Source organism: Pseudomonas sp. LBUM1661 (assembly GCF_059695925.1).
The window spans coordinates 5,045,359-5,065,744 of record NZ_CP166794.1 but is presented as its reverse complement, the minus strand read 5'-3'; the positions used below and the strand labels follow the sequence as shown (position 1 = coordinate 5,065,744).

The window sequence follows — 20,386 nt, the reverse complement described above, 5'->3', positions numbered from 1 at the left end:
AGGTCTTCTCTGATAGCGGAAACAGCATTGGCAAGGTGCCAGTATTGTGCCGCTACACAGGGAATTGACTCTTGATATGGGTCAATGTGGGAGCGTGCTTGCTCGCGAAGAGGGAGTGTCAGTCGACATCAATGTTGAATGACACACCGCTTTCGCGAGCAAGCCCGCTCCCACAGAGTTTTGTGATTACTGGGGGATTGAAGGCAGCGCGTAAAATGCCCGCGCGCACGCCGTGGTGTGCGCCGCCAGGTCTTCCTCACTCTCCCCGCGATGCAACGCCACTTCACGCAACACTTCGGTCAGATACGCCGGTTCGTTGCGACCGTTTTTCGGCTTGGGCCGCAGGCTGCGCGGCAACAGGTACGGCGCATCGCTTTCCAGCATCAGGCGCCCGCGTCTGATCTCTTTGACCAACGGATGCAGGTGCGTGCCCCGGCGTTCGTCGCAGATCCAGCCGGTGATGCCGATGTGCAAATCCAGGTCGAGGTAGCTGAACAACGCCTTCTTTTCGCCGGTGAAACAATGCACCACGGCGGCCGGTAGCTGATCACGGTAATCACGCAGGATTTCCAGCAGGCGCTGACTGGCGTCGCGTTCGTGGAGGAACACCGGCAATTGCAGGTCGACTGCCAGCGCCAGGTGCTCTTCGAGGACTTTTTCCTGTTGCGGGCGCGGCGAGAAATCCCGGTTGAAATCCAGCCCGCACTCACCCACGGCCACCACGTTCGGCTCCTTGAGCAAACTGCGCAGACGCTGGGCGCTGTCGGCGTTCCAGTCGCTGGCCGAGTGGGGGTGAATGCCGGCGGTGGCGAACAGCCGTTGAGCCGTTTCGTCCAGTTGCTGGCACAGCTCCAGCGCCTGCTCGCTGCCCTCGACACTGGTGCCGGTCAGCACCAATTGGCAGACCCCGGCGGCGTAGGCACGGTCGAGTACAGCCTGGTGTTTGTCGGCAAAACTGGGGTTGGTCAGGTTGACGCCGATATCGATGAGTTGCATGGTGCTACCTCGGACCAAAGGCCGGAAAGCATATCAGAGCTGTAGATTTATAAGAAAAACGAAGAACTACAACGGGTTATAGCTGTCTCTTGAGGCCGCAAGACAAGCTGGGTGGCTAGTGTGCCATCACTGTGCCAGTCTTTCGCACGTTGCCAGCGCTCAAGGCGCCCTGTTTCTGCTGTCTGAGCTTCATGAAAATCATGAGGCCGGACCCATATCCTTTCCGGAGAGTGGATGATACGTCCCTCGGTGTTATTACTGCTGTGTGGTTCGTTGCTGTTGCCGATGCCGGCCGTTGCGCGACTGGCCGGCCCGTTGCAGGCCGTGCCGTCGACCAAGGTGCGCGACCTGGCGGAAATCCGCAGTAGTCGCGTGTTGAGGGTGCTGGTCAATCAGAGCCGCAACAGCTCCGGCGAAGTCCAGGGCCAGGCCATCGGTGTCGAATACCACCGCTTGCGCGCCTTCGAGCAATACCTCAACGGCCACGCCCGCGACGGTCAGGAAATTACCCTCAAGATCATTCCCAAGGCCAAGGATCAACTGATCGGCGCGTTGCAGCGCGGCGAAGGTGATCTGGTTGCACCGGGGGAGTTGCTCGATCTGCAACCGGGACACGCGGTCAGCACCAGTGAACCGATTGCCAGTAACATTCCCTTGGTCCTGGTCGGGATCAAAGGCGAGCGACGTTACACCCGCCTCGAACAACTCTCCGGTAAAACCCTCGCGTTGCCCACCGGCAGCGCGGCTGGGGATGCGGTCAGCCAGATCAACCAGAAACTCGCCCTGCACAAGTTGCCGCCGGTGAAAGTCGAGTGGGTCGATCCCACCCTGGCGGTCGAGGACGTGCTGGAAATGGTCCAGGGCGGAATCTTTCACCTGACCATCGTCGAACAACCGATTGCCGAGCGCTGGGGCAAGATCCTGCCCAAGTTGCGTTTCGATCGGCAGGTGCTGATCAGCGATCCGGGCGAAGAGTTCTGGTTCGTGCGCCGCGATGCCTCGATGCTGCGGGCGAGCATCGATCGTTTCCTGACCGGGTACAAGAAACCATCGGATCAGGATGCCGCGTTCCTGCGGATCTATCGACGCCTGTATCAAGTGCACTATCCGTTGGCCAAGGCGGACCGCCAGCGATTGGAAAAGCTACGACCGGTGCTGCAGAAACACGCAGACGCTCAGAGCATGGACTGGCTGAACCTGGCGGCGCTGGCGTTCAAGGAGTCCGCGCTGCAACCCAACGCCCGCAGTGGCAGCGGCCCCACCGGGCTGATGCAGATCACCCCGTCAGCGGCGCAGCGGGTGGGGGTCAACAATATTCAGGACCTGGACGCCAATGTGCAGGCCGGAGCCAAGTACCTGGCGATGATTCGCCGCAAGTTTTTCGCCAGCCCCAAGCTCAACGAACGCGAGCGCATGGCGTTTGTGCTGGCGGCTTACAACATCGGGCCGGAACGGGTCCAGGGGATGCGCGCCGAGGCTCGTCGACGCGGTTTGAATCCCAATCAGTGGTTCTTCCAGGTCGAGCGCATCGCCATGGAGCAGGTGGGAATGGGCCCTGTCAGCTATGTTAATAGCGTGAACAAGTATTACTTGGCGTTCGATCGGGAGCGGGAGTCGTTGGAGCCCCAGGGGCAGAAAGTTGTCCTGCGTAAGTGATCGAATAAACTGATTGTTATGGCGGTTTTTTTGCGCTTTTAACATGATATTTACTGATTAATATAGCGGCCAACCAACACACTACTCACAAGGGATTACACAGCATGAACTCACTGATCAACAAGGTACTGTTTACCCGCGCTGGCTACGGTCTGACTGTTTTGCGGATTTTCGTCGGCATCGTCTTCGCTGCCCACGGCGCGCAGAAACTCTTCGGGGCGTTCGGTGGTTACGGTCTGGCGGGTACCGCGCAGTACATGGAGAGCATCGGTTTGACGCCGGGTTATCTGATGGCGACGCTGGCGGGCGGGACGGAGTTCTTCGCCGGTCTGGCCTTGATCATTGGCTTGCTGGCTCGCCCGGCAGCACTGGGCCTGGCCTTCCTTTCGCTGGTGGCGATCTTTACGGTGCACCTGCCTAATGGGTTGTTCATGGCCAACAATGGTTATGAGTTTGCGCTGGCCTTGCTGGGTGGCAGCATTGCGGTGTTGATTGAAGGGGCTGGGAAGCTGTCGGCGGATCGCGCTATTGCGGGTTGAATGTTTTGGTTTAGCGGTAAGACCGTGTACATATCCGTTGCTGCGGTAACGGCTGCTTATGGTTTCGCTCTTACAGCGAGTCCCTTTTTCTAACGCCAAAAAGGAACCAAAAGGCTTTGCCCCTCCATTCGGTGCCGAGCCTAGGCGAGGCACCGAACGAAAGGGCAAAAGCGCTTTGGTTACTTTCGCGCTTTTCGAAAGTGACTCGCCGTAAGGGCGAAACCAATATCGGCCGCAACCCAAAAAACGGATACACACCCAAATCAAACAGCCCCGCCGCACAGGCCTTTTTGTTAACCGCGATTCTTGACACTGTCCAGTCAGCTTCTCTAGGATGTTGTCCCATGCGCCGATTTAAACAGCTACTTGCGGGGCGCCAGGTGACTCATTTCCGTCGCCGATAGAAGCTGCAAGCCAGCTTCGAAATACCGCTAAAGCGCTGGTTCGGTGTTGCCTCTCACCTGCCATGCAGACTTTTGAGGCAGAGACACGACACAATGAATGCACTAAGCCCCGTTATACGTCCCGCGCCGATCACGGCACATCTCACCCAGCGCAATCCAAAAATCCTGCTTGGCGGCAAACATCAGCCGACGCTCTTGCGTTACCTCGATGGCTGGCCACGTCGTACCGGCGGACCTGCCGCGTTCCTGATCCAGTTTGTCGAAGACGGTGAATCCCTGGCACGATTTGCCAGCGACAGTTTCGATCTGGCGGTGATTCAATCGCCAAGCCTCGAAGACGCCCCCGAAGTCATCAAACAACTGACCCGCGTAGCCCGGCAGGGGCTGATTACCCGCCGTTAAGGTTCAGGGATAGTCGATCGCCACGATATACACGCACTGCTCACCATCAGGTGTCTGGACCCGGACTTCAGCGTCCAGCGCCTTGCCGATCAGTGCGCGTGCCAGAGGCGAGTCGATGCTGATCAGGCCCAGTTTCAAGTCCAGCTCGTCCGGCCCGACGATGCGATAGCGCGACTCTTTGCCATCCTCGTTTTCAATCGTGACCCAGGCGCCAAAATAGACCTTGTTCGGATCGCTGGGCTTTTCGCTGACCACCTTGAGCGCTTCCAGCCGCTTGGTGAGAAAACGCACGCGACTGTCGATCTCGCGCAGCATCTTTTTGCCGTAGGTGTATTCGGCGTTTTCCGAACGATCGCCCTGTGCCGCGGCCTCGCTCACCGACTGCGTCACCTGCGGGCGCCGAACATGCCACAGCTCATGAAACTCGGCCCGCATCCGCGCTTCACCTTCGGGGGTGATCAGCGCGGTGCCGGCGGGGCGGGGAGGGCGATAACGGCTCATGACAACTACTTGTGGTTGAGTGCTTGTGGCTGAGTCTATCAACCCTCGCGCAAGACTGTCAGGGGGCTGGCGTTCAAGGCGCGGCGGGTGCCGAACACACCGGCCCCGCCGATCAGCACGGCACCGATCAACGGCAACACCAGCAGCCACGGATGCGGATGCCAAGGCAGGTCGAAGGCATAACGGTAGAGCACCAGGCTCACCACCTCCGACCCCAACGCCGCCAAAAGGCCGCTGACGGCGCCAAGCAAACCGAATTCGATCCGTCGGGCCTTGACCAACAGCTGCCGCTCGGCCCCCAGTGCGCGCAACAAGGCGCCTTGGCGAATACGTTCATCAAGGGTGGCTTGCAGGCCCGAGAACAACACTGCCATCCCCGCCGCCAGCACGAACAGCAACACGTATTCCACCGCCAAAGTAACCTGGGCGAGGATGCTGCGCAGCTGCTCCAGCAAGGCTTCGACTTGCAGAATGGTGACCGCCGGAAAGCTGCGGGACAGATCGACGATTTGCTGATCATGACCCGCCGCCAGATAGAAACTGGTCAGGTAAGTTGCCGGCAAATCCTTCAAGGTGCCGGGCTGGAAGATCATGAAGAAGTTCGGCTGGAAGTTGTCCCAGTTGATCTCCCTCAGGCTGGTGACTTTCGCTTCGCGATTGACCCCGCCGACGGTGAAGACCATGTGATCGCCCAGCTTGAGTTTCAGGCTTTCGGCAACTTTGCCTTCCACCGATACGCCGGGAATCTCATCCGGCGGTTGTTCGGTCCACCAGTTGCCCGCCGTGAGCTTGTTGCCCGCTGGCAGGTCCGCGGCCCAGGTCAGGCTCAGGTCGCGCTGGATTGCTCGATCACCGGCCGAATCCTTGCTGACGATTTCCTGCACTGGCTCGCCGTTGATGCTGATCAGTCGCCCCGGCACCACCGGATACAACGGCGCCGATTGCGCAGACAGTTCGATCAGGCGATCGGTGAAGGCCTGTTTGTCGGCGGGCAGGATGTTCAGCGCGAAATAGTTGGGAGCGTTCTTCGGCAACTGGTTTTGCCAGGTGTCCAGCAGCTCGCCGCGCAACAAGGCGATCAGCGCCATGGACAGCAGAATCAAGCCGAAGGCCAGGGCTTGGCCCGCCGCCGCCAGCGGATGACGCAGCAACTGGCCTAGCCCGAGCCGCCACGGCAAGGAGGCGCGGGCAAGCATTCGGCGCAGACTTTTCAGCAGCAGCAACAGCAAGCCGCCCAGCACCAGCGCCGCGACGACGCCACCGCCGAGCAGGGCGAAGGTCAGCACCAGATCCAGGCTCAAGCGCCACATGATCAGCCCGAGGGCGCCCAAAGCCGCGCCGTAGACCATCCAGGTGCTGGACGGAATCGGCAGCATGTCCCGGCGTAAAACCCGCAATGGCGGAACGCGACCGAGTGCAGCCAGCGGCGGCAAGGCAAAACCAGCCAGCGCCACCAGACCGGTGCCGATCCCGGCAATGGCCGGAAACAGGCCGCCCGGTGGCACGTCGGTCGGCAATAAATCATGCAGCAGTGCGAACAGCCCAAGCTGCGCCAGCCAGCCGATGAAGGCACCGCTGATACTGGCGAGCAAGCCGAGCACGGTCAGCTGCAAACTGAACAGGACCATGGTTTCCCTGCGGGAAAGTCCCAGGCATCGCAGCAATGCACTGGCATCAAAGCGGCGGGTGGCGAAGCGCGTCGCCGACAAGGCCACCGCCACACCGGACAGCAGAACCGCCACCAGACTGGCCATGTTCAAGTAACGCTCGGCTTTGCCCAAGGCACCGCCGATCTGTCGGTTGCCGTCGCGGGCATCCTGTATGCGTTGGTTGGGTGCCAGCCCGGGTTTGATCAGTTGACGATAGGTTTCCAGCGACTCGGCTTTGCCCCGCCAGAGTTCGCGGTAACTGACCCGGCTGCCGGGTTGCACCACGCCAGTCGCGGCAAGGTCACTGAGGTTGATCAGCACCCGCGGCGTCAGGCTGTAGAAATTACCGGCGCGGTCCGGTTCGTAGGTCAGCACCCGCGCCAGTTTCAGGGTGCGCATGCCGACGTCAATGCTGTCGCCGATCTTCAAGTCCAGCGCAGTCAGCAGTCGCGCTTCAACCCAGGCTTCACCCGGTTTCGGTCCGCCCCCGGAGGCTTCCGCGGCAAAGGGCGCGGGGGCGCTTTTCAGTTCGCCACGCAGTGGATAGACCTCATCGGCCGCCTTGATGCTGGACAGCTGAATGCCGTTGTCGGTGGCGATGACGCTGGAGAATTCCACTACCTGCGCATGTTCGAGGCCCAATTCCATGCCGCTTTTAATCTGCTCGGGCCGCGCCGGCGAACTGCCTTCGAGCAACAGGTCGGCACCGAGAAACTCGGTGGCACGCAACATCATGGCGCCGTTCAGGCGGGCGCCGAAATAACCGATGGCGGTACTCGCCGCCACGGCTACCAGCAAGGCGAAGAACAACACGCGCAACTCACCGGCGCGGGCATCGCGCAGTAATTGGCGGATGGCGAGACTGAACAGGCGCAACAGCGGCAGGCGTGCCATCAAGGCTCCAGAGGGGCGACCAGCAGGCCGGCTTCAAGGCGGATCAGGCGCCGGCAGCGATGTGCCAGGCGTTCGTCGTGGGTCACCAGCACCAGGGTCGTGCCGCGTTCCTGGTTGAGTTCGAACAGCAAGTCGCTGATGCGCTCGCCGGTGTGGCTGTCGAGGTTGCCGGTGGGTTCATCGGCGAACAGCACATCGGGTTCTGCGGCAAAGGCTCGGGCAATCGCCACGCGCTGCTGCTCACCGCCGGAGAGCTGGCGCGGCGAGTGGGTCAGGCGCTGGCCGAGACCCACCCGTTGCAGCAACTCGGTGGCACGCTCGCGCGCATCTTTGCGGCCATCGAGTTCCAGCGGCAGCATGACGTTTTCCAGGGCGTTGAGACTGTCGAGCAACTGGAATGATTGAAAAACGAAACCCACATGCTCGGCGCGAATGCGCGCCCGTTGGTCTTCGTCGAGAGTGCTCAAGCCTTGCCCGGCGAGGGTGACTTCGCCGCTGCTCGGCAGGTCGAGGCCGGCGAGCAGGCCGAGGAGGGTGGATTTGCCGGAACCGGAGGCGCCAACGATGGCCAGGCTATCGCCCTTGTTCAGTTCCAGGCTGAGTTCGTGCAGGATAGTCAGTTCACCTTCCGCGCTGGGGACCACTTTGCTGAGGTTCTTCGCGGTGAGAATACTTGCGCCCATGGAGAATCCGATGCGTGTGTGGTTTTTGAGTGCTGGCCTGGCCTTGATGTGCATGGCCCAGAACGCAGCGGCGGGTACTGTCCTGATCGTTGGCGATAGTATCAGCGCCGGTTTCGGCCTGGATACCCGCTTGGGGTGGGTGTCGCTGCTCGAGCAACGGCTCAAGCGCGAAGGTTTCGACGATAAAGTAGTCAACGCGTCCATCAGCGGCGACACCAGCGCCGGAGGCCAGGCGCGCCTGCCGGCGCTGCTTGCAGAGCATAAACCGGAACTGGTGATCCTCGAATTGGGCGGCAACGACGGGCTGCGTGGATTGCTGCCAACACAATTGCAACAAAACCTTGCAGCAATGATCGACAGCTCCCGCGCCAGTGGCGCCAAGGTGCTGCTGTTGGGCATGCAATTGCCACCCAACTACGGCGTCCGTTACACCGAGGCCTTTGCGAAGGTCTACACCAACGTGGCCAGCGAGAAAAACATCCCGCTGGTGCCGTTTTTTCTCGACGGCGTGGGCGGCCATCCGGACTTGATGCAGGCAGACGGCTTGCACCCGGCTGCCGGGGCTCAGGACAAGTTGCTGGAAAATGTCTGGCCGACACTGAAACCGCTGCTTTGAAATGACGTCCTTGGAGGTTCAGAACGGATTCTGGTCCTCGTAAACAGGTTTTCCATTCCTAGCAACTCAGAAAACGCAGAATTCCGAGGCGAGACAACAAGATCAGAAGGGAGAAAGCTGTTTGCTGTAACCGAACTTAACACCCGAGGCGAAAAAACCTCCGCACTCATTCTGTTTTTTGCAGCTCTGGCATTCGGGTGCGAACTCGTTTTTCCAATCACTGATCGATTTGCGGTAGTAGGGCAGAATGTCCGGATTCACCAAGCAAAGCTGGTGGTTGTAGACCGAAATGTTCATACCGTATCGGGCCAGAATGTTAACCGACTTGCTGAGTATGTCTTTGTACTCGATTGGGTCAATCCAGAGCTCGTCAAGATTAGCCCTGGTGAAGCCCATCATTTCAAGGCCCATGAGAGCTACCTGATCAACAAAAAGCAGATTACGTGCGATGAACTCACATAGCTCAGGAAGGCGTTGTACCGAGAGCTTATGAATGACTATTCGGATTTCAACCTTCTGGCCTAAGCGCTTCAGGTTGAGAATGCCCTGTATGGTTTCATCGAATGCACCTTTAGCCTGGACGATGTAATCATGAAGCGTCGGATCGTCAGAGTAGACAGGGATTCCGATCATCGCATCAGTCAGTTCAATGGCTGCATATTTTGCTGCGAACGCAGGGTCTTTGAAGCTACGCCCGTTCGAGAGGATATGGATTCCAGTTCTTGGAAGATGGCTTTTGGTCAAGCGCAGGATCTTAAGAAAACGCTCCCTGTTGGTCGTCGGCTCACCTCCAGTGAATCCCAATTCCCGGGTGTCTTTTGGAATCAAGGGAATCAAGGACTCGATGTCATCGAGTATCCATGAGTCATCAACTGCCTTAGGCGGTTGGGAACACATCAGGCAGTAATGATTGCACTGCTCGGTTACGAGGATGCTGTTGTGCGGTGACGATGCCCGAAACAGCACACGGATGCTTTGACGATCAGCTGAAAGCCGGACAACGTCGCTATCGCCGATGTAGCTGTAGTCGTTTGGCAGGACTGAGTAATCAGCGTCAGATGGCAGTTCGAGAGCCAGCGCTTGATGTTTCTCAAGGAGAAGATAGTGCGCGAAGCCTCGTGGAACATTGTTGTCGGAAACCAGGTAGGCCAATTCCCGTCGCAAGATTTCGGGCAGATTCCGATTTGTGGACACCTTGATCAGATTGAGGGGCTTCAGTACGTCAACCGCGTGGATGCGAATTATTTTTCCGCTGAGCTTCAGCATCGGTTGGCCCATCCCATGAAAATCCGTTTTGTATCTTCGTCGCTTCCCATCAGTTCAATGAGATGCTTGAAAATCGCCATGTTTCGCTTACAGAAAGAGGATTCGGGTTTCCTCGCTACCACGTCCTTGTGAATGGCGTGATGGTAGACGGGCTCAGCACCACAGTAAGCTTCAAACGCACAGTCGGAGCACATGGGGGCGCTTAAGGTGAAGGAGTTTTCCAGTGCGTCCAGAAGCTGATCAGAGAGGATTACTTCCTCGTATGAGTTCTCTAGGATATTGCCGAGGCGGAATGTATGATCACCCATCTCAGCAAGCATACGGCTCTCATCTGAGGCGTAGACAGCTCCGTCGTAGTTGAACACGATGGCAGCGATACCAGCGCCGGCAGGGTTCATCAAATCAACAAACCCAGGGTCCCCGGACGTCAGCATTTTTGTCAGCACGAGTGCTGAATACTGCTCTACAAATCGTACGCCGGCCTTGTTCAGCTCAATGATGTACTCAAGACCTTCCTTGTAAAAATCCAGCCAGCGCTCAGTATCATAGGACATGAATTTTTTGGTCTTGATCGCAAAGCCGTATGGGGAAAGTGTGCGGAGGAAGATGCCATCAAAACCCAGGCGCAGATACTCATCAATGATGTCGCGCACCCGTGGCAGGCTTTTATCTGTGGTTGTCATTAGCGCTGACACTTGGTCGTAGCCGAGAGCTGCGCGGGCTTTCTTCAAGCCATATTCGAAACGCTGGTGACTATCTCGGCCTGGCCGTGGGCGGTTTGCATCGTGCAGGTCCATTGGCCCGTCGAGCGAAGATGAAAGCACAATGTTGTGTTGTTTGCAGAAATCGAGCATGTCGTCGTTCAGGAGCGATAGTGTGGTCGCAATGACGAACTGCAAGTCACGGCCTTCCTGCAGGTTGCGTTTTTTTGCCTGCAAAACGATGTACTTCACCATCTCGAAATTCAGCAGCGGTTCGCCACCCTGAAATTCAATTTTGATGGCTGGATTCGGCGACCTAAAAACGAAATCCAACGATTTGTCTGCCATCTCCATGGTCATGTCGAATTCGCCTTTGCTCTCCGATTGCCTCGATACCTGGCAATACGGGCAGCTATGGTCGCAACGAAGGGTAACTACAAAGATATGTAGATTGGTGAACTGCGCCAACCTCGATAGCCGCGTGCGGATCTTGAGCGCCAGAAGCTGAAGCGGTGCCTGCTCGTTGGGGAAACGAATGAACTGCTTGGACCGGAGCGTAGGGATCAGCTCTGACGAGAGCGGAAGCGTCTTGCTTATGATTGGCTCAAGCATCCGCACTGGGATGACATGAAACTCACCTGCCATATTGGTAATGACGTACTCATCGTCATTCAGGCGGTCAAATTTGAAGGGCAGCAATTCGTAGGGACGTTGCTGTGCGTAAAACTCCAGCTTTTGGAATTTACTCACTGATCAGCCCAGTTTTTGAAAAGGCCAATCCAAGGATCAGATTCTTGATCGGTAAGGTTTCAGCATTCAGCCGGTGGCGTAGCTGATAGTCGAGTACATCCTTCTTGAACTCTTGAACGGCAAACAGATATGCAGGCTCCTCAATCCCAATATTCGAGCACAAGGCGCAGATAAACTGCCCATCGGAGGATTTGATATCAACCGTCAGTGAGTTCATCGAGCGATAGGCGGCTTTTTGCAGAGCTTGCACGTCGTAAAGCCGCTCATCAAAGGTGAGCGTATCCGCAAGCTTCATTTTAAGAGCCCGAGTGGTGAGAGCTATGTGAGCTGTGCGATGCGTGAGAGCTATGAGAGGTGTGGTAGGCCATCAGTTGACCTTGATCTCCACGTTTTAGAACAAACGCAAACAGGTCATTACCACCGCGAATTGAAAGGTTTTCATTCGGAGCAGTAGATTGGAGTGTGTTCGTGGTGTCGGTTTTGGGTTCTACAATCTCATGGGTAGTTAATGCCGACGCCTGGTCTGCAGCGACTGCCGCTGCCAGAGTTGCCATTGGTACCAGAAAGGAGCGCTTTTTCATTGTTAGATTTCCTTATCGTTGGTGAGGTTATTGGTTGAGTCTCGCTGGCGAACATCGGTGATGTCAATATGGAATCTCCGGTTACATTCATTCCGCCTAAACAATCCGACAGACGTATCATGTCACCCAACAACCGGTGCGCTAGACAAAGCATTCTCCGAGATCTACAGCGCATTGGCGGAAGAGAAAAACATCCCGCTGGTGCCGTTTTTTCTCGACGGCGTGGGCGGCCATCCGGACTTGATGCAGGCTGACGGCTTGCACCCGGCTGCCGGGGCTCAGGACAAGTTGCTGGAAAATGTCTGGCCGACACTGAAACCGCTGCTTTGACGCTTTTCTAGCGGCGGTGTTTCGGCTAAGGTGGCGCCCCCGATTTGGAGCCCCCGATGCCGCGTCCCGCCTGGTCACTTTTTGCCTATCAACTGATCGAGCCTGACGAACAGCTGGATCTGTTCGCCTGCCAGGAAGTGCGGGTACATCTGGTGACCCGTCAACTGGAGCTGGGTGGCTCGGCGGATCGAACCTTGTGCGGCAGCCTGTTGCCCGCACAGCCACGCTGGTCGAGCGTCGACCGCCGAGTGTTCCAGGACCAGCGCCTGTGCTCACTGTGCCGGGCCATTCTGGAATCGCAAAAACGCGGCACCTCGCCGATCTGGCCGGAGTTGCGCTTCGAGCTTTAGCGCGATAAAGATAGCTGGCTATCGGCCAACTCCCCGAAATTCCGGACGCCGGTGTACAATCCCGTTTTTATACCCTTGTCGATCATGCGAAGGATTTTCCGGATGTTGCCGCGTTTTCCTGCCGTCACCCGCTGCCTGACTCTTGCCGCCCTCTGTGTGGCCGGTCCCGCTTCAGCATTGGAGCTGCCTCTGCCACCGCCCGGTGAAGACATCATCGGCCAGGTGCAGGTCATCAAGGCCAAGTACGAAGATACCTTCGCCGACCTTGGTACCACTTACGATCTGGGCTATTCGGAAATGCTCGCCGCCAACCCGGGCGTCGACGCCTGGCTGCCGGGTGCCGGCACCGAAATCATTCTGCCGACGCGGTTTATCCTGCCACCGGGCCCGCGCGAAGGCATCGTGATCAACCTGGCTGAGTACCGCCTCTATTACTACCCGAAAGGCCGGAACGTGGTGTACACCTTCCCGCTGGGCATCGGTCGTGAGGGTTGGGGGTCGCCGATCGCCCACACCACCATCACCGCCAAGACGCCGAACCCGACCTGGACCCCTCCAGCGTCGATCAAGGCCGAGCACTTGGCCGATGGTGACCCGTTGCCGAATGTGGTGCCGGCCGGTCCGGATAACCCGTTGGGGCCGTTCAAGTTCAACCTGGGCACGCCGGGCTACCTGATTCATGGTTCGAACAAAAAATTCGGCATCGGCATGCGCACCAGCCACGGCTGCTTCCGCATGTTCAACAACAACGTGCTGGAAATGGCCAGCATGGTGCCGGTCGGTACGTCGGTGCGGATCATCAACGACCCGTACAAGTTCGGTATCAGCGCCGGCAAGGTCTATCTCGAAGCGCACACGCCGCTGGACGACAACGGCAACCCGTCGGTGGTCGACAAGCACACCGCGGTGATCAACGCGATGCTCAAGCGTGAAGACATCACCAACAACTTGCGCATGAACTGGGATGTGGTACGTGACGTAGTGGCGGCTGAAGATGGCTTGCCGGTGGAAATCGCCGTGCCGAATACCTCTGCGCCGATGGTGACGAGCGCGCCGATCGATCCGCTGCAGTAACGCTTGAAAGGAACCCGCCGACGCTGACTGCGTCGGCGGGTTTTTTATGGCCTGGACAAAACACCGGGCCATAAAAAAGCCGACCCAAGAATGGGTCGGCTTGATAACAATCCCGAAGGACTATTACTTGCGGCTAGCTTTGTCCAGCATGCGCAGAGCACGCTCGTTAGCTTCGTCAGCAGTCTGTTGTGCTTTTTGAGCAGCAGCCAGAGCTTCATCAGCTTTACGGTAAGCTTCGTCTGCACGAGCCTGGGAGCGAGCAGCTGCGTCTTCAGTAGCTGTCAGACGTGCTTCGGTTTCTTTCGATGCGCTGCTGCAACCGGTAGCCAGAACTGCGGCCAGAGCCAGAGCAGAGAATTTCAGAACGTTGTTCATCGTGTTCCCCTTCAAGGACTTTCTATTAAGTAGCTGTCTCCTCAGAGTGAGGAAATAGCCGGCGTACATACTACCCATTACTTGTCGTAAGTAAACTGACGTAAAGCAAGAAGCAAAAAAAATTGTAGGCGTTGATTCTTTTTCGAGCAACTTTTAACTGCGTTGCTTAAAAAATACCCAGCTGGGAGGCCCGAGATGAGCGAGCCGGCAAAGAAAAGTTCCCCGCGCTCGCTAGTCTTTTCGCCCTCTTGGCTAAAGTCTGTCTAGATGGATTCGTCTACACTTTTGTTCGGATTTCGTGCGACGCCTCTCATATCTTTCTCCATGTTCAGGTGACTTTAACAAAGGGCGCTCGTCTTAAGTCTCAACATCCGGCAATGTTCAGGCTATCGACCTTCAGCGACACTCGGTCGAGCCTTCCCTGCGTGACCCGGAGCAGCACCCGCCGCCCAGCACGATGACGAGCGTACCTTGAGCATTTTTGCCGATGGTGCCTACTATTTGATACGTGCTCGGTTGCGCGAGATCGGTGCAGCTCTTCTCGGTGTCCATTCAGGCACGAGGTGGCGTAGATGTTCCTTCGCCGGAAAAACATCGGTAAGGTAGGGGTCAGAATTCAAGACCCGCGAGGAGTAGTGATGAGCGAGGCGTTGTCCATCCACCATGACCAGGCTGGTCATCAGTTCGAGACCAATGTGGACGGTCATCGTGCCTACCTGACCTATATGGACCTGGGGAAACAGACCCTGGATATCTATCGCACGTTTGTGCCCAACGCACTGCGGGGACGCGGCATCGCTGCGGCATTGACCGAGCAGGCGCTGCAGTACGCCGAAGAAATGGGCTACACCGTCATTCCATCGTGCTCCTACGTGGAGCGCTACATGGAGCGTCATCAGCGGCACGCGGCGAAACTGAGCCAGTAAACGCTGCGCATAAAAAAACGCCGGGTTAAGCCCGGCGTTTTTTTGTGCCCAAAAAACAACGATCAGCTGCGATCGCGTTTGGGCAGCACGTCCTTGAGCTTGGCGTGCATGCTGCGCAAGGTGTTTTCGGTAGCGGACCAATCGATGCAAGCATCGGTGATCGACACGCCGTATTGCAGGTCGGCGAGGTCTTTCGGGATCGACTGGCAGCCCCAGTTCAGGTGGCTTTCAACCATCAGGCCGATGATCGACTTGTTGCCTTCGAGGATCTGGTTGGCGACGTTCTCCATCACCAGCGGTTGCAGGGCCGGGTCCTTGTTGGAGTTGGCGTGGCTGCAATCGACCATGATGTTCGGCTTGATCTTCGCTTTGTTCAGCGCTTGCTCGCAGAGCGCGACGCTGACCGAATCGTAGTTCGGCTTGCCGTTGCCACCGCGCAGCACCACGTGACCGTAGGCGTTGCCCTTGGTGGTGACGATCGACACGCCACCTTCCTGGTTGATGCCCAGGAAACGGTGCGGGCTGGAAACCGATTGCAAGGCGTTGATCGCTACAGTCAGGCCGCCGTCGGTGCCGTTCTTGAAGCCGACTGCCGAAGACAGGCCGGAAGCCATTTCACGGTGAGTCTGGGATTCGGTGGTGCGTGCGCCGATGGCCGACCAGCTGATCAGGTCCTGCAGGTACTGCGGGGAGATCGGGTCGAGGGCTTCGGTCGCGGTTGGCAGGCCCATCTCGGCCAGGTCCAGCAGCAGCTGGCGGCCAATGTGCAGGCCGTCCTGAATCTTGAACGAGTCGTCCAGGTACGGGTCGTTGATCAAACCTTTCCAGCCGACCGTGGTGCGTGGCTTCTCGAAATACACGCGCATGACCAGATACAAGGTATCGGACACTTCCGCTGCGAGGGCCTTGAGGCGCTCGGCGTATTCGTGGGCGGCCTTGATGTCGTGGATCGAGCAAGGCCCGATAACCACGAACAGCCGGTGGTCGGTGCCATCAAGAATGTTGCGAATGACTTCGCGACCCTTGGTGACGGTGCGCAGGGCAGCGTCGCTCAGAGGGATATCACGCTTGAGCTGATCAGGAGTGATCAGCGTCTCGTTGGAGGCGACGTTTAGGTCGTTGATCGGTAAATCAGCCATCGTTTACTCGTCAGGTCACGGGTGCCGGCCGCCAGCGAACCCGCGCGGCGGAGCACAGCAAATTAAGCGCGTCGGGGAGCCGAACCTTAGCGCGTTAGGCGCCTTCTCGACAATGGGCAGACACCGGTTTAATCCAGCACAGCCTGCGCAAATGCCCTGCGAACCGTCTCGTGGGAGAACTCGTCGGCGTGCTGCTGGACCCATTCGAGGGCCAGGGCCTGAGTTTCCTGCAGGTCATCGTGCGCGTCGTGCAGGCGACAGTAGCGCTCGATCTGAACCACCTGTTCGCCCATTCGCGCACTGAACATCATCTGCTCGTCAACAAACGCAATGCCCACCAGATAGCCGCGCTTGCGTCGCAGGCACCAGGCCACATAGCCCAGAAAACGCAGGTCGGGGTTCAAGCTCGGCATGCGCACTTCCAGCGCCGTACCGTGGCGCCACGCGCGGTGGTAATTGCAAGCCACGCCCCCGAGGCTGATAGTGTGCAGCTGTTGCCGGGAAATACACTCAGGTTTGAGCAACGTTAATTCGACGGGTACATCGTCAGGATGAGGAATAAAACGTCCCATGAGCACGGACTCCATGTGTCGGCCATCTGACATTGTTTCCCCCAGTATAGTGGTCGAATTGGAACTGACCGATTTCGACGCCGACCAACGGCTGCTGGCGATGAGCGGGGTTTCGCTGGTGATTTTCACCAGCGTCGGCTGCGCCAGTTGCCGTTTTGCCCGTGAGCAACTGCCACGGCTCGATCTGCAGGTCGACCGACTGTGCTGGATCGATGCCGGGAACAATGGCGGCGTGGTCGAGCGTTATCAGGTCTTTCATTTACCGGCGCTGTTTGTGGTGCGCGACGGTGAGTTCTTCGGGGCACTTAAATCGCGCCTGACCAGCACCGAGCTGAATGCGGCCGTGGGTCAGGCACTGAGTCAAATTGCAGAGGAGTTGCCATGATGGGGGCAGTTGCGAAACCGACCATCGGTATTATCGGAACCGGTGCGATCGGCGGGTTCTACGGGTTGATGCTGGCGCGCGCCGGCTTCGATGTGCATTTTTTGCTGCGCAGCGAATTTTCCGCGGTGGCCGAACGCGGGCTGCAACTCGACAGTGCGGTGCACGGCGCGTTGACGTTGAATCCGGTACAGGCCTATTCGACGGCTGAAGACATGCCGCCCTGCGACTGGCTGCTGGTGGGCGCGAAGACCACCAACAATGCGGACCTGGCGCCGGTCATCATTCAAGCCGCCGCCCCGAATGCCAAAGTGCTGCTGTTGCAGAATGGCCTGGACGTTGAAGACAGCCTGCGCGAATGGCTTCCCGAGTCGTTGCACCTGCTCGGCGGGCTCTGCTTTATCTGCGTGCATCGTGAGGGTCCCGGCGTCATCACCCATCAGGCGCTCGGCGCGGTGAATGTCGGCTACCACAGTGGTCCGGCCGTTGATGAACAGGCGCGCATGGCGATTGTCGAGGAAGGCGCCGGGCTGTTCCGTGCCGCCGGCATCGATTCCCAGGCGATGCCGAATTTACATCAGGCGCGCTGGCAGAAACTGGTCTGGAATGTCCCGTACAACGGTCTGTCGGTGTTGCTCGGTGCCAGCACCACGCCGTTGATGGCCGATGCCGACAGCCGGGAGCTGATCAAGGCGCTGATGTCCGAAGTGGTTCAGGGGGCCAAGGCCTGCGGTCACGACATGCCGGTCGGTTATGCCGATCATCTGTTCATGGTGACCGAGAAGATGCCCGACTATTGGCCAAGCATGTACCACGATTTCCTGCACCAGCGACCGCTCGAGCTGGCCGCGATTTACGCCCGGCCACTGGCGGCAGCCAAAGCGGCCGGGTGCGAGTTGCCGCGCATCGAAGCCTTGTATCGCAGTTTGAGTTTTATCGATCGACGTAACACTTGAGTCGATCAACCTGAGGGGGAAGGGCATGGCGAAGACTATCGACGACAAGCTGGTGCTGGCGATTTCGTCACGCGCGCTGTTCGACTTGAGCGAAAGCCACAAGGTCTACCTGTCGAGCGGCGTCGAAGCCTATCGGCAATATCAGATCGAACACGAAGACGAAATTCTCGAGCCCGGTGACGCTTTTCCGTTGGTGCAAAAACTCCTCAACCTGAACACCAGCCTCGGCCGCGCCCGGGTCGAGGTGATCCTGGTGTCGCGCAACAGTGCCGACACCGGCCTGCGGGTGTTCAACTCGATTCACCACTATGGGCTGGCGATTTCCCGCGCGGCGTTTGTCGGCGGGCGCAGTCCGTATCCGTACCTCAAGGCCTTTGGCTGCGACTTGTTTCTTTCCACCCACGCCGAAGACGTGCGCAGCGCACTGGATGCCGGATTCGCCGCGGCAACCATTCTGTCCGGGGGCGCCAGCCGTGCGGCCAGCGACGAATTGCGCATTGCTTTCGACGGCGACGCGGTGCTGTTTTCCGACGAATCTGAACGGGTTTATCAGGCCGGTGGCCTGGAAGCGTTTCAGGCCAGCGAACGTGAAGCTGCCCGCGAGCCGTTGCGCGGAGGCCCGTTCAAAGGCTTTCTCGCGGCGCTCAATTTGTTGCAGCGCGAGTTCCCGGATGACGCCTGTCCGATCCGCACCGCGCTGGTGACGGCGCGATCGGCGCCGGCCCATGAGCGGGTGATTCGCACCTTGCGCGAGTGGGATATTCGTCTGGACGAGTCGCTGTTTCTCGGCGGCCTGACCAAGTCGGCCTTCCTCGAAGCCTTCGCCGCCGACGTGTTTTTCGACGATCAGGCCGGCCATTGCGAACTCGCCCGCGAAGTCGTCGCCACCGGTCACGTACCGCATGGCATAAGCAACGAGCAAAAGGTTTAAGCCCGCCGTTCAACGCGTTACGCGGTCCGTCGTACTCGCCAAGGCACTGCTAAGCTGAATCAATCTCCGCCATTGTTGGCACTCGAGGAGGTCATATGATTCATTCGATGCTATATGCCACTGACCTCGGCCTGTACGCACCTTTTGTAATGCAGCATGCACTGGCGCTGGCTCGAACATTCAATGCCGACTTGTATGTGGTGCATGCGGTTGAACCCATGGGGCTGTTTGCCGAATCGGTGCTGCAGAGTTATCTGGACGAGCAGTCGTTGAACGAGTTTCACAGTCAGGGCCTGAATACGGTGATTGCCAACATCGAGCAGCGGGTGCTCGACAGCTTTCGTGAGGAACTGGGGGAGGAGGGTGAGCAGGACCTGGAGCGGATCAAGGCCGTGCGGGTGCTTCAGGGCGATCCGTCGCAGGTGATTCTCGACCAGGCGCAGAAACTCTCCGTGGATTTGTTGATCGTAGGTAGTCATAGCCATGGTGCAGGCGCGGAGACGCCGTTGGGCCGGACCGCCGCGCGGGTGTTGCAGTTGTCGAGAGTGCCGGTCTATCTGGTGCCGCTGGTGGAACGCCGTCGCCAAGGGGATCGTTAGCGTCCCGCCTCGCCCATTCACCAGAGCAAGAATAGTGGCAGTTTGATAAAAAAGTTCTAGATTTATTCTTCAAACCATTAATATAGTTATATACCGTCGCTGATGCCCGTGGCGTCTACCTGCTTTGAGGGATTCATATGAAGCTTCAACAATTGCGCTACATCTGGGAAGTGGCGCACCACGACCTCAACGTTTCCGCTACAGCCCAAAGCCTCTACACCTCGCAACCGGGCATCAGCAAGCAGATCCGTCTGCTGGAAGACGAATTGGGCGTCGAGGTTTTCGCGCGCAGCGGCAAGCACCTGACCCGCGTCACCCCGGCCGGCGAGCGCATCATCACCACCGCCGGCGAGATCCTGCGCAAGGTTGAAAGCATCAAGCAGATCGCCCAGGAATTCTCCAACGAGAAGAAGGGCACCCTGTCGATCGCCACCACGCACACTCAGGCGCGTTATGCGCTGCCGCCGGTGATCAGCAATTTCATCAAGCAATACCCGGACGTAGCCCTGCACATGCACCAGGGTTCGCCGATGCAAATCGCCGAAATGGCCGCTGACGGCACCGTGGATTTCGCCATCGCCACCGAAGCCCTGGAGCTGTTCGGTGACCTGGTGATGATGCCGTGCTACCGCTGGAACCGTTGCGTGGTCGTGCCTCAGGGGCACCCGCTGACCAAGCTGTCGAAGCTGACCCTCGAAGCCCTGGCTGAATACCCGATCGTGACGTACGTGTTCGGTTTCACCGGCCGTTCGAAACTCGACGAAGCGTTCAGCCATCGCGGCCTGACCCCAAAAGTGGTGTTCACCGCCGCCGACGCCGACGTCATCAAGACGTACGTTCGTTTGGGCCTGGGCGTGGGCATCGTGGCGAAGATGGCGGTCGATGCCAAACTCGACAGCGACCTGGTCATGCTCGATGCCAGCGATTTGTTCGAATCGAGCATTACCAAAATCGGTTTCCGTCGCGGCACCTTCCTGCGGGGCTTCATGTGCGACTTCATCGAGAAGTTCGCCCCGCACCTGACCCGCGAAGTGATGGCCAAGGCCATCCAGTGCCACAACAAGCAGGAACTGGAAGAGCTGTTCGACGGCGTCGAACTGCCGGTCCATTAATC

23 protein-coding genes and 1 pseudogene are annotated in these 20,386 nt (G+C 58.3%); 13 read left to right on the top strand and 11 right to left on the bottom strand.

Annotated elements, in window-relative coordinates; genetic code table 11:
* Nucleotides 1-186: 186 nt before the first annotated feature.
* Complete coding sequence (locus ACA057_RS23150; RefSeq protein WP_497342650.1) at nucleotides 187-996, bottom strand: TatD family hydrolase; 810 nt, start codon at nucleotides 994-996, stop codon at nucleotides 187-189.
* 234 nt (nucleotides 997-1,230) lie between these two features.
* Between ACA057_RS23150 and ACA057_RS23145 the strand changes: the two genes are divergently transcribed.
* From ACA057_RS23145 to ACA057_RS23135, 3 genes are all read left to right on the top strand, one after another.
* Nucleotides 1,231-2,652, top strand: coding sequence for an MltF family protein (locus ACA057_RS23145; protein ID WP_497342648.1), 1,422 nt, complete (start codon nucleotides 1,231-1,233; stop codon nucleotides 2,650-2,652).
* A gap of 104 nt (nucleotides 2,653-2,756) precedes the next feature.
* On the top strand, nucleotides 2,757-3,191 hold the full coding sequence (locus ACA057_RS23140; RefSeq protein WP_497342646.1) for a DoxX family protein: 435 nt from the start codon (nucleotides 2,757-2,759) through the stop codon (nucleotides 3,189-3,191).
* Between the two features lie 497 nt (nucleotides 3,192-3,688).
* Nucleotides 3,689-3,997: a hypothetical protein gene (locus ACA057_RS23135; protein WP_059403662.1), complete on the top strand. Its 309-nt coding sequence runs from the start codon at nucleotides 3,689-3,691 to the stop codon at nucleotides 3,995-3,997.
* A gap of 3 nt (nucleotides 3,998-4,000) precedes the next feature.
* On the opposite strand, the gene greB is transcribed toward ACA057_RS23135, so the two are convergent.
* Genes greB through ACA057_RS23120 form a run of 3 tightly spaced genes read right to left on the bottom strand, consistent with a single transcriptional unit; the run spans nucleotide 4,001 to nucleotide 7,724 of the window.
* Entirely contained in the window at nucleotides 4,001-4,498 is a 498-nt protein-coding gene (greB, locus tag ACA057_RS23130) for a transcription elongation factor GreB (protein WP_059403661.1), read from the bottom strand.
* Between the two features lie 38 nt (nucleotides 4,499-4,536).
* Complete coding sequence (locus ACA057_RS23125; RefSeq protein WP_497342643.1) at nucleotides 4,537-7,041, bottom strand: ABC transporter permease; 2,505 nt, start codon at nucleotides 7,039-7,041, stop codon at nucleotides 4,537-4,539.
* On the bottom strand, nucleotides 7,041-7,724 hold the full coding sequence (locus ACA057_RS23120; RefSeq protein WP_007943616.1) for an ABC transporter ATP-binding protein: 684 nt from the start codon (nucleotides 7,722-7,724) through the stop codon (nucleotides 7,041-7,043). The genes ACA057_RS23125 and ACA057_RS23120 overlap by 1 nt, the downstream gene beginning before the upstream one ends.
* 10 nt (nucleotides 7,725-7,734) lie before the next feature.
* Here ACA057_RS23120 and ACA057_RS23115 point away from each other — a divergent pair, with 10 nt between their 5' ends.
* The gene (locus ACA057_RS23115) at nucleotides 7,735-8,340 is read left to right on the top strand and encodes an arylesterase (RefSeq protein ID WP_059403658.1); all 606 of its coding nucleotides are present in this window, start codon (nucleotides 7,735-7,737) and stop codon (nucleotides 8,338-8,340) included.
* Nucleotides 8,341-8,442: 102 nt separating this feature from the next.
* On the opposite strand, the gene hxsC is transcribed toward ACA057_RS23115, so the two are convergent.
* From hxsC to hxsA2, 4 genes are read right to left on the bottom strand one after another with little or no spacing between them, the layout of a single operon-like run.
* Entirely contained in the window at nucleotides 8,443-9,606 is a 1,164-nt protein-coding gene (gene hxsC, locus ACA057_RS23110) for a His-Xaa-Ser system radical SAM maturase HxsC (protein WP_497349999.1), read from the bottom strand.
* Nucleotides 9,600-11,057 (bottom strand): His-Xaa-Ser system radical SAM maturase HxsB, encoded by a 1,458-nt coding sequence (gene hxsB / locus ACA057_RS23105; RefSeq protein WP_497342640.1) that lies wholly within the window; start codon nucleotides 11,055-11,057, stop codon nucleotides 9,600-9,602. Before hxsB ends, hxsC begins: the two co-directional genes overlap by 7 nt.
* Nucleotides 11,050-11,352 (bottom strand): His-Xaa-Ser system protein HxsD, encoded by a 303-nt coding sequence (hxsD, locus tag ACA057_RS23100; protein ID WP_497342638.1) that lies wholly within the window; start codon nucleotides 11,350-11,352, stop codon nucleotides 11,050-11,052. The genes hxsB and hxsD overlap by 8 nt, the downstream gene beginning before the upstream one ends.
* A 1-nt stretch (nucleotide 11,353) precedes the next feature.
* Entirely contained in the window at nucleotides 11,354-11,638 is a 285-nt protein-coding gene (gene hxsA2 / locus ACA057_RS23095) for a His-Xaa-Ser repeat protein HxsA2 (RefSeq protein WP_497342636.1), read from the bottom strand.
* A gap of 150 nt (nucleotides 11,639-11,788) precedes the next feature.
* Here hxsA2 and ACA057_RS23090 point away from each other — a divergent pair.
* The 3 genes and pseudogenes from ACA057_RS23090 to ACA057_RS23080 all read left to right on the top strand — a co-directional run.
* A pseudogene (locus tag ACA057_RS23090) lies at nucleotides 11,789-11,968 on the top strand (arylesterase); the annotation flags it as partial.
* A gap of 56 nt (nucleotides 11,969-12,024) precedes the next feature.
* A complete protein-coding gene (locus tag ACA057_RS23085; RefSeq protein ID WP_003226812.1) occupies nucleotides 12,025-12,318 on the top strand; it encodes a hypothetical protein in 294 nt (97 codons plus the stop codon).
* A gap of 102 nt (nucleotides 12,319-12,420) precedes the next feature.
* A complete protein-coding gene (locus ACA057_RS23080; RefSeq protein WP_497342634.1) occupies nucleotides 12,421-13,392 on the top strand; it encodes a L,D-transpeptidase family protein in 972 nt (323 codons plus the stop codon).
* 123 nt (nucleotides 13,393-13,515) lie between these two features.
* On the opposite strand, the gene oprI is transcribed toward ACA057_RS23080, so the two are convergent.
* Nucleotides 13,516-13,767, bottom strand: coding sequence for an outer membrane lipoprotei OprI (gene oprI, locus ACA057_RS23075; protein ID WP_003199355.1), 252 nt, complete (start codon nucleotides 13,765-13,767; stop codon nucleotides 13,516-13,518).
* A gap of 638 nt (nucleotides 13,768-14,405) precedes the next feature.
* Here oprI and ACA057_RS23070 point away from each other — a divergent pair.
* Complete coding sequence (locus ACA057_RS23070) at nucleotides 14,406-14,693, top strand: GNAT family N-acetyltransferase (RefSeq protein ID WP_020800382.1); 288 nt, start codon at nucleotides 14,406-14,408, stop codon at nucleotides 14,691-14,693.
* A 62-nt stretch (nucleotides 14,694-14,755) separates the two neighbouring features.
* On the opposite strand, the gene ACA057_RS23065 is transcribed toward ACA057_RS23070, so the two are convergent.
* Both ACA057_RS23065 and ACA057_RS23060 read right to left on the bottom strand, forming a co-directional pair.
* On the bottom strand, nucleotides 14,756-15,832 hold the full coding sequence (locus tag ACA057_RS23065; RefSeq protein ID WP_059403656.1) for a 3-deoxy-7-phosphoheptulonate synthase: 1,077 nt from the start codon (nucleotides 15,830-15,832) through the stop codon (nucleotides 14,756-14,758).
* Nucleotides 15,833-15,960: 128 nt separating this feature from the next.
* Entirely contained in the window at nucleotides 15,961-16,404 is a 444-nt protein-coding gene (locus tag ACA057_RS23060) for a PilZ domain-containing protein (RefSeq protein WP_497342631.1), read from the bottom strand.
* Between ACA057_RS23060 and ACA057_RS23055 the strand changes: the two genes are divergently transcribed.
* The 5 genes from ACA057_RS23055 to cysB all read left to right on the top strand — a co-directional run bounded on the left by ACA057_RS23055 (nucleotide 16,403) and on the right by cysB (nucleotide 20,384).
* A complete protein-coding gene (locus ACA057_RS23055) occupies nucleotides 16,403-16,789 on the top strand; it encodes a thioredoxin family protein (protein ID WP_401354419.1) in 387 nt (128 codons plus the stop codon). The two genes, ACA057_RS23060 and ACA057_RS23055, sit on opposite strands and share 2 nt — an antisense overlap.
* Nucleotides 16,786-17,742, top strand: coding sequence for a putative 2-dehydropantoate 2-reductase (locus ACA057_RS23050; protein WP_497342629.1), 957 nt, complete (start codon nucleotides 16,786-16,788; stop codon nucleotides 17,740-17,742). Before ACA057_RS23055 ends, ACA057_RS23050 begins: the two co-directional genes overlap by 4 nt.
* Before the next feature lie 25 nt (nucleotides 17,743-17,767).
* Complete coding sequence (locus tag ACA057_RS23045; protein WP_059403653.1) at nucleotides 17,768-18,673, top strand: 5'-nucleotidase; 906 nt, start codon at nucleotides 17,768-17,770, stop codon at nucleotides 18,671-18,673.
* Nucleotides 18,674-18,768: 95 nt separating this feature from the next.
* Nucleotides 18,769-19,272, top strand: coding sequence for a universal stress protein (locus ACA057_RS23040; RefSeq protein WP_497342626.1), 504 nt, complete (start codon nucleotides 18,769-18,771; stop codon nucleotides 19,270-19,272).
* 137 nt (nucleotides 19,273-19,409) lie between these two features.
* Complete coding sequence (gene cysB / locus ACA057_RS23035) at nucleotides 19,410-20,384, top strand: HTH-type transcriptional regulator CysB (RefSeq protein ID WP_008148549.1); 975 nt, start codon at nucleotides 19,410-19,412, stop codon at nucleotides 20,382-20,384.
* The last annotated feature ends 2 nt before the right edge of the window (nucleotides 20,385-20,386 follow it).

What these genes read in the sequence shown, in the direction of transcription:
- ACA057_RS23150 (WP_497342650.1), bottom strand. Translation starts at nt 996, where the DNA reads ATGCAACTCATCGATATCGGCGTCAACCTGACCAACCCCAGTTTTGCC.
- ACA057_RS23145 (WP_497342648.1), top strand. Translation starts at nt 1,231, where the DNA reads ATGATACGTCCCTCGGTGTTATTACTGCTGTGTGGTTCGTTGCTGTTG.
- ACA057_RS23140 (WP_497342646.1), top strand. Translation starts at nt 2,757, where the DNA reads ATGAACTCACTGATCAACAAGGTACTGTTTACCCGCGCTGGCTACGGT.
- ACA057_RS23135 (WP_059403662.1), top strand. Translation starts at nt 3,689, where the DNA reads ATGAATGCACTAAGCCCCGTTATACGTCCCGCGCCGATCACGGCACAT.
- greB (WP_059403661.1), bottom strand. Translation starts at nt 4,498, where the DNA reads ATGAGCCGTTATCGCCCTCCCCGCCCCGCCGGCACCGCGCTGATCACC.
- ACA057_RS23125 (WP_497342643.1), bottom strand. Translation starts at nt 7,041, where the DNA reads ATGGCACGCCTGCCGCTGTTGCGCCTGTTCAGTCTCGCCATCCGCCAA.
- ACA057_RS23120 (WP_007943616.1), bottom strand. Translation starts at nt 7,724, where the DNA reads ATGGGCGCAAGTATTCTCACCGCGAAGAACCTCAGCAAAGTGGTCCCC.
- ACA057_RS23115 (WP_059403658.1), top strand. Translation starts at nt 7,735, where the DNA reads ATGCGTGTGTGGTTTTTGAGTGCTGGCCTGGCCTTGATGTGCATGGCC.
- hxsC (WP_497349999.1), bottom strand. Translation starts at nt 9,606, where the DNA reads ATGCTGAAGCTCAGCGGAAAAATAATTCGCATCCACGCGGTTGACGTA.
- hxsD (WP_497342638.1), bottom strand. Translation starts at nt 11,352, where the DNA reads ATGAAGCTTGCGGATACGCTCACCTTTGATGAGCGGCTTTACGACGTG.
- hxsA2 (WP_497342636.1), bottom strand. Translation starts at nt 11,638, where the DNA reads ATGAAAAAGCGCTCCTTTCTGGTACCAATGGCAACTCTGGCAGCGGCA.
- ACA057_RS23085 (WP_003226812.1), top strand. Translation starts at nt 12,025, where the DNA reads ATGCCGCGTCCCGCCTGGTCACTTTTTGCCTATCAACTGATCGAGCCT.
- ACA057_RS23080 (WP_497342634.1), top strand. Translation starts at nt 12,421, where the DNA reads ATGTTGCCGCGTTTTCCTGCCGTCACCCGCTGCCTGACTCTTGCCGCC.
- oprI (WP_003199355.1), bottom strand. Translation starts at nt 13,767, where the DNA reads ATGAACAACGTTCTGAAATTCTCTGCTCTGGCTCTGGCCGCAGTTCTG.
- ACA057_RS23070 (WP_020800382.1), top strand. Translation starts at nt 14,406, where the DNA reads ATGAGCGAGGCGTTGTCCATCCACCATGACCAGGCTGGTCATCAGTTC.
- ACA057_RS23065 (WP_059403656.1), bottom strand. Translation starts at nt 15,832, where the DNA reads ATGGCTGATTTACCGATCAACGACCTAAACGTCGCCTCCAACGAGACG.
- ACA057_RS23055 (WP_401354419.1), top strand. Translation starts at nt 16,403, where the DNA reads ATGAGCACGGACTCCATGTGTCGGCCATCTGACATTGTTTCCCCCAGT.
- ACA057_RS23060 (WP_497342631.1), bottom strand. Translation starts at nt 16,404, where the DNA reads ATGGGACGTTTTATTCCTCATCCTGACGATGTACCCGTCGAATTAACG.
- ACA057_RS23050 (WP_497342629.1), top strand. Translation starts at nt 16,786, where the DNA reads ATGATGGGGGCAGTTGCGAAACCGACCATCGGTATTATCGGAACCGGT.
- ACA057_RS23045 (WP_059403653.1), top strand. Translation starts at nt 17,768, where the DNA reads ATGGCGAAGACTATCGACGACAAGCTGGTGCTGGCGATTTCGTCACGC.
- ACA057_RS23040 (WP_497342626.1), top strand. Translation starts at nt 18,769, where the DNA reads ATGATTCATTCGATGCTATATGCCACTGACCTCGGCCTGTACGCACCT.
- cysB (WP_008148549.1), top strand. Translation starts at nt 19,410, where the DNA reads ATGAAGCTTCAACAATTGCGCTACATCTGGGAAGTGGCGCACCACGAC.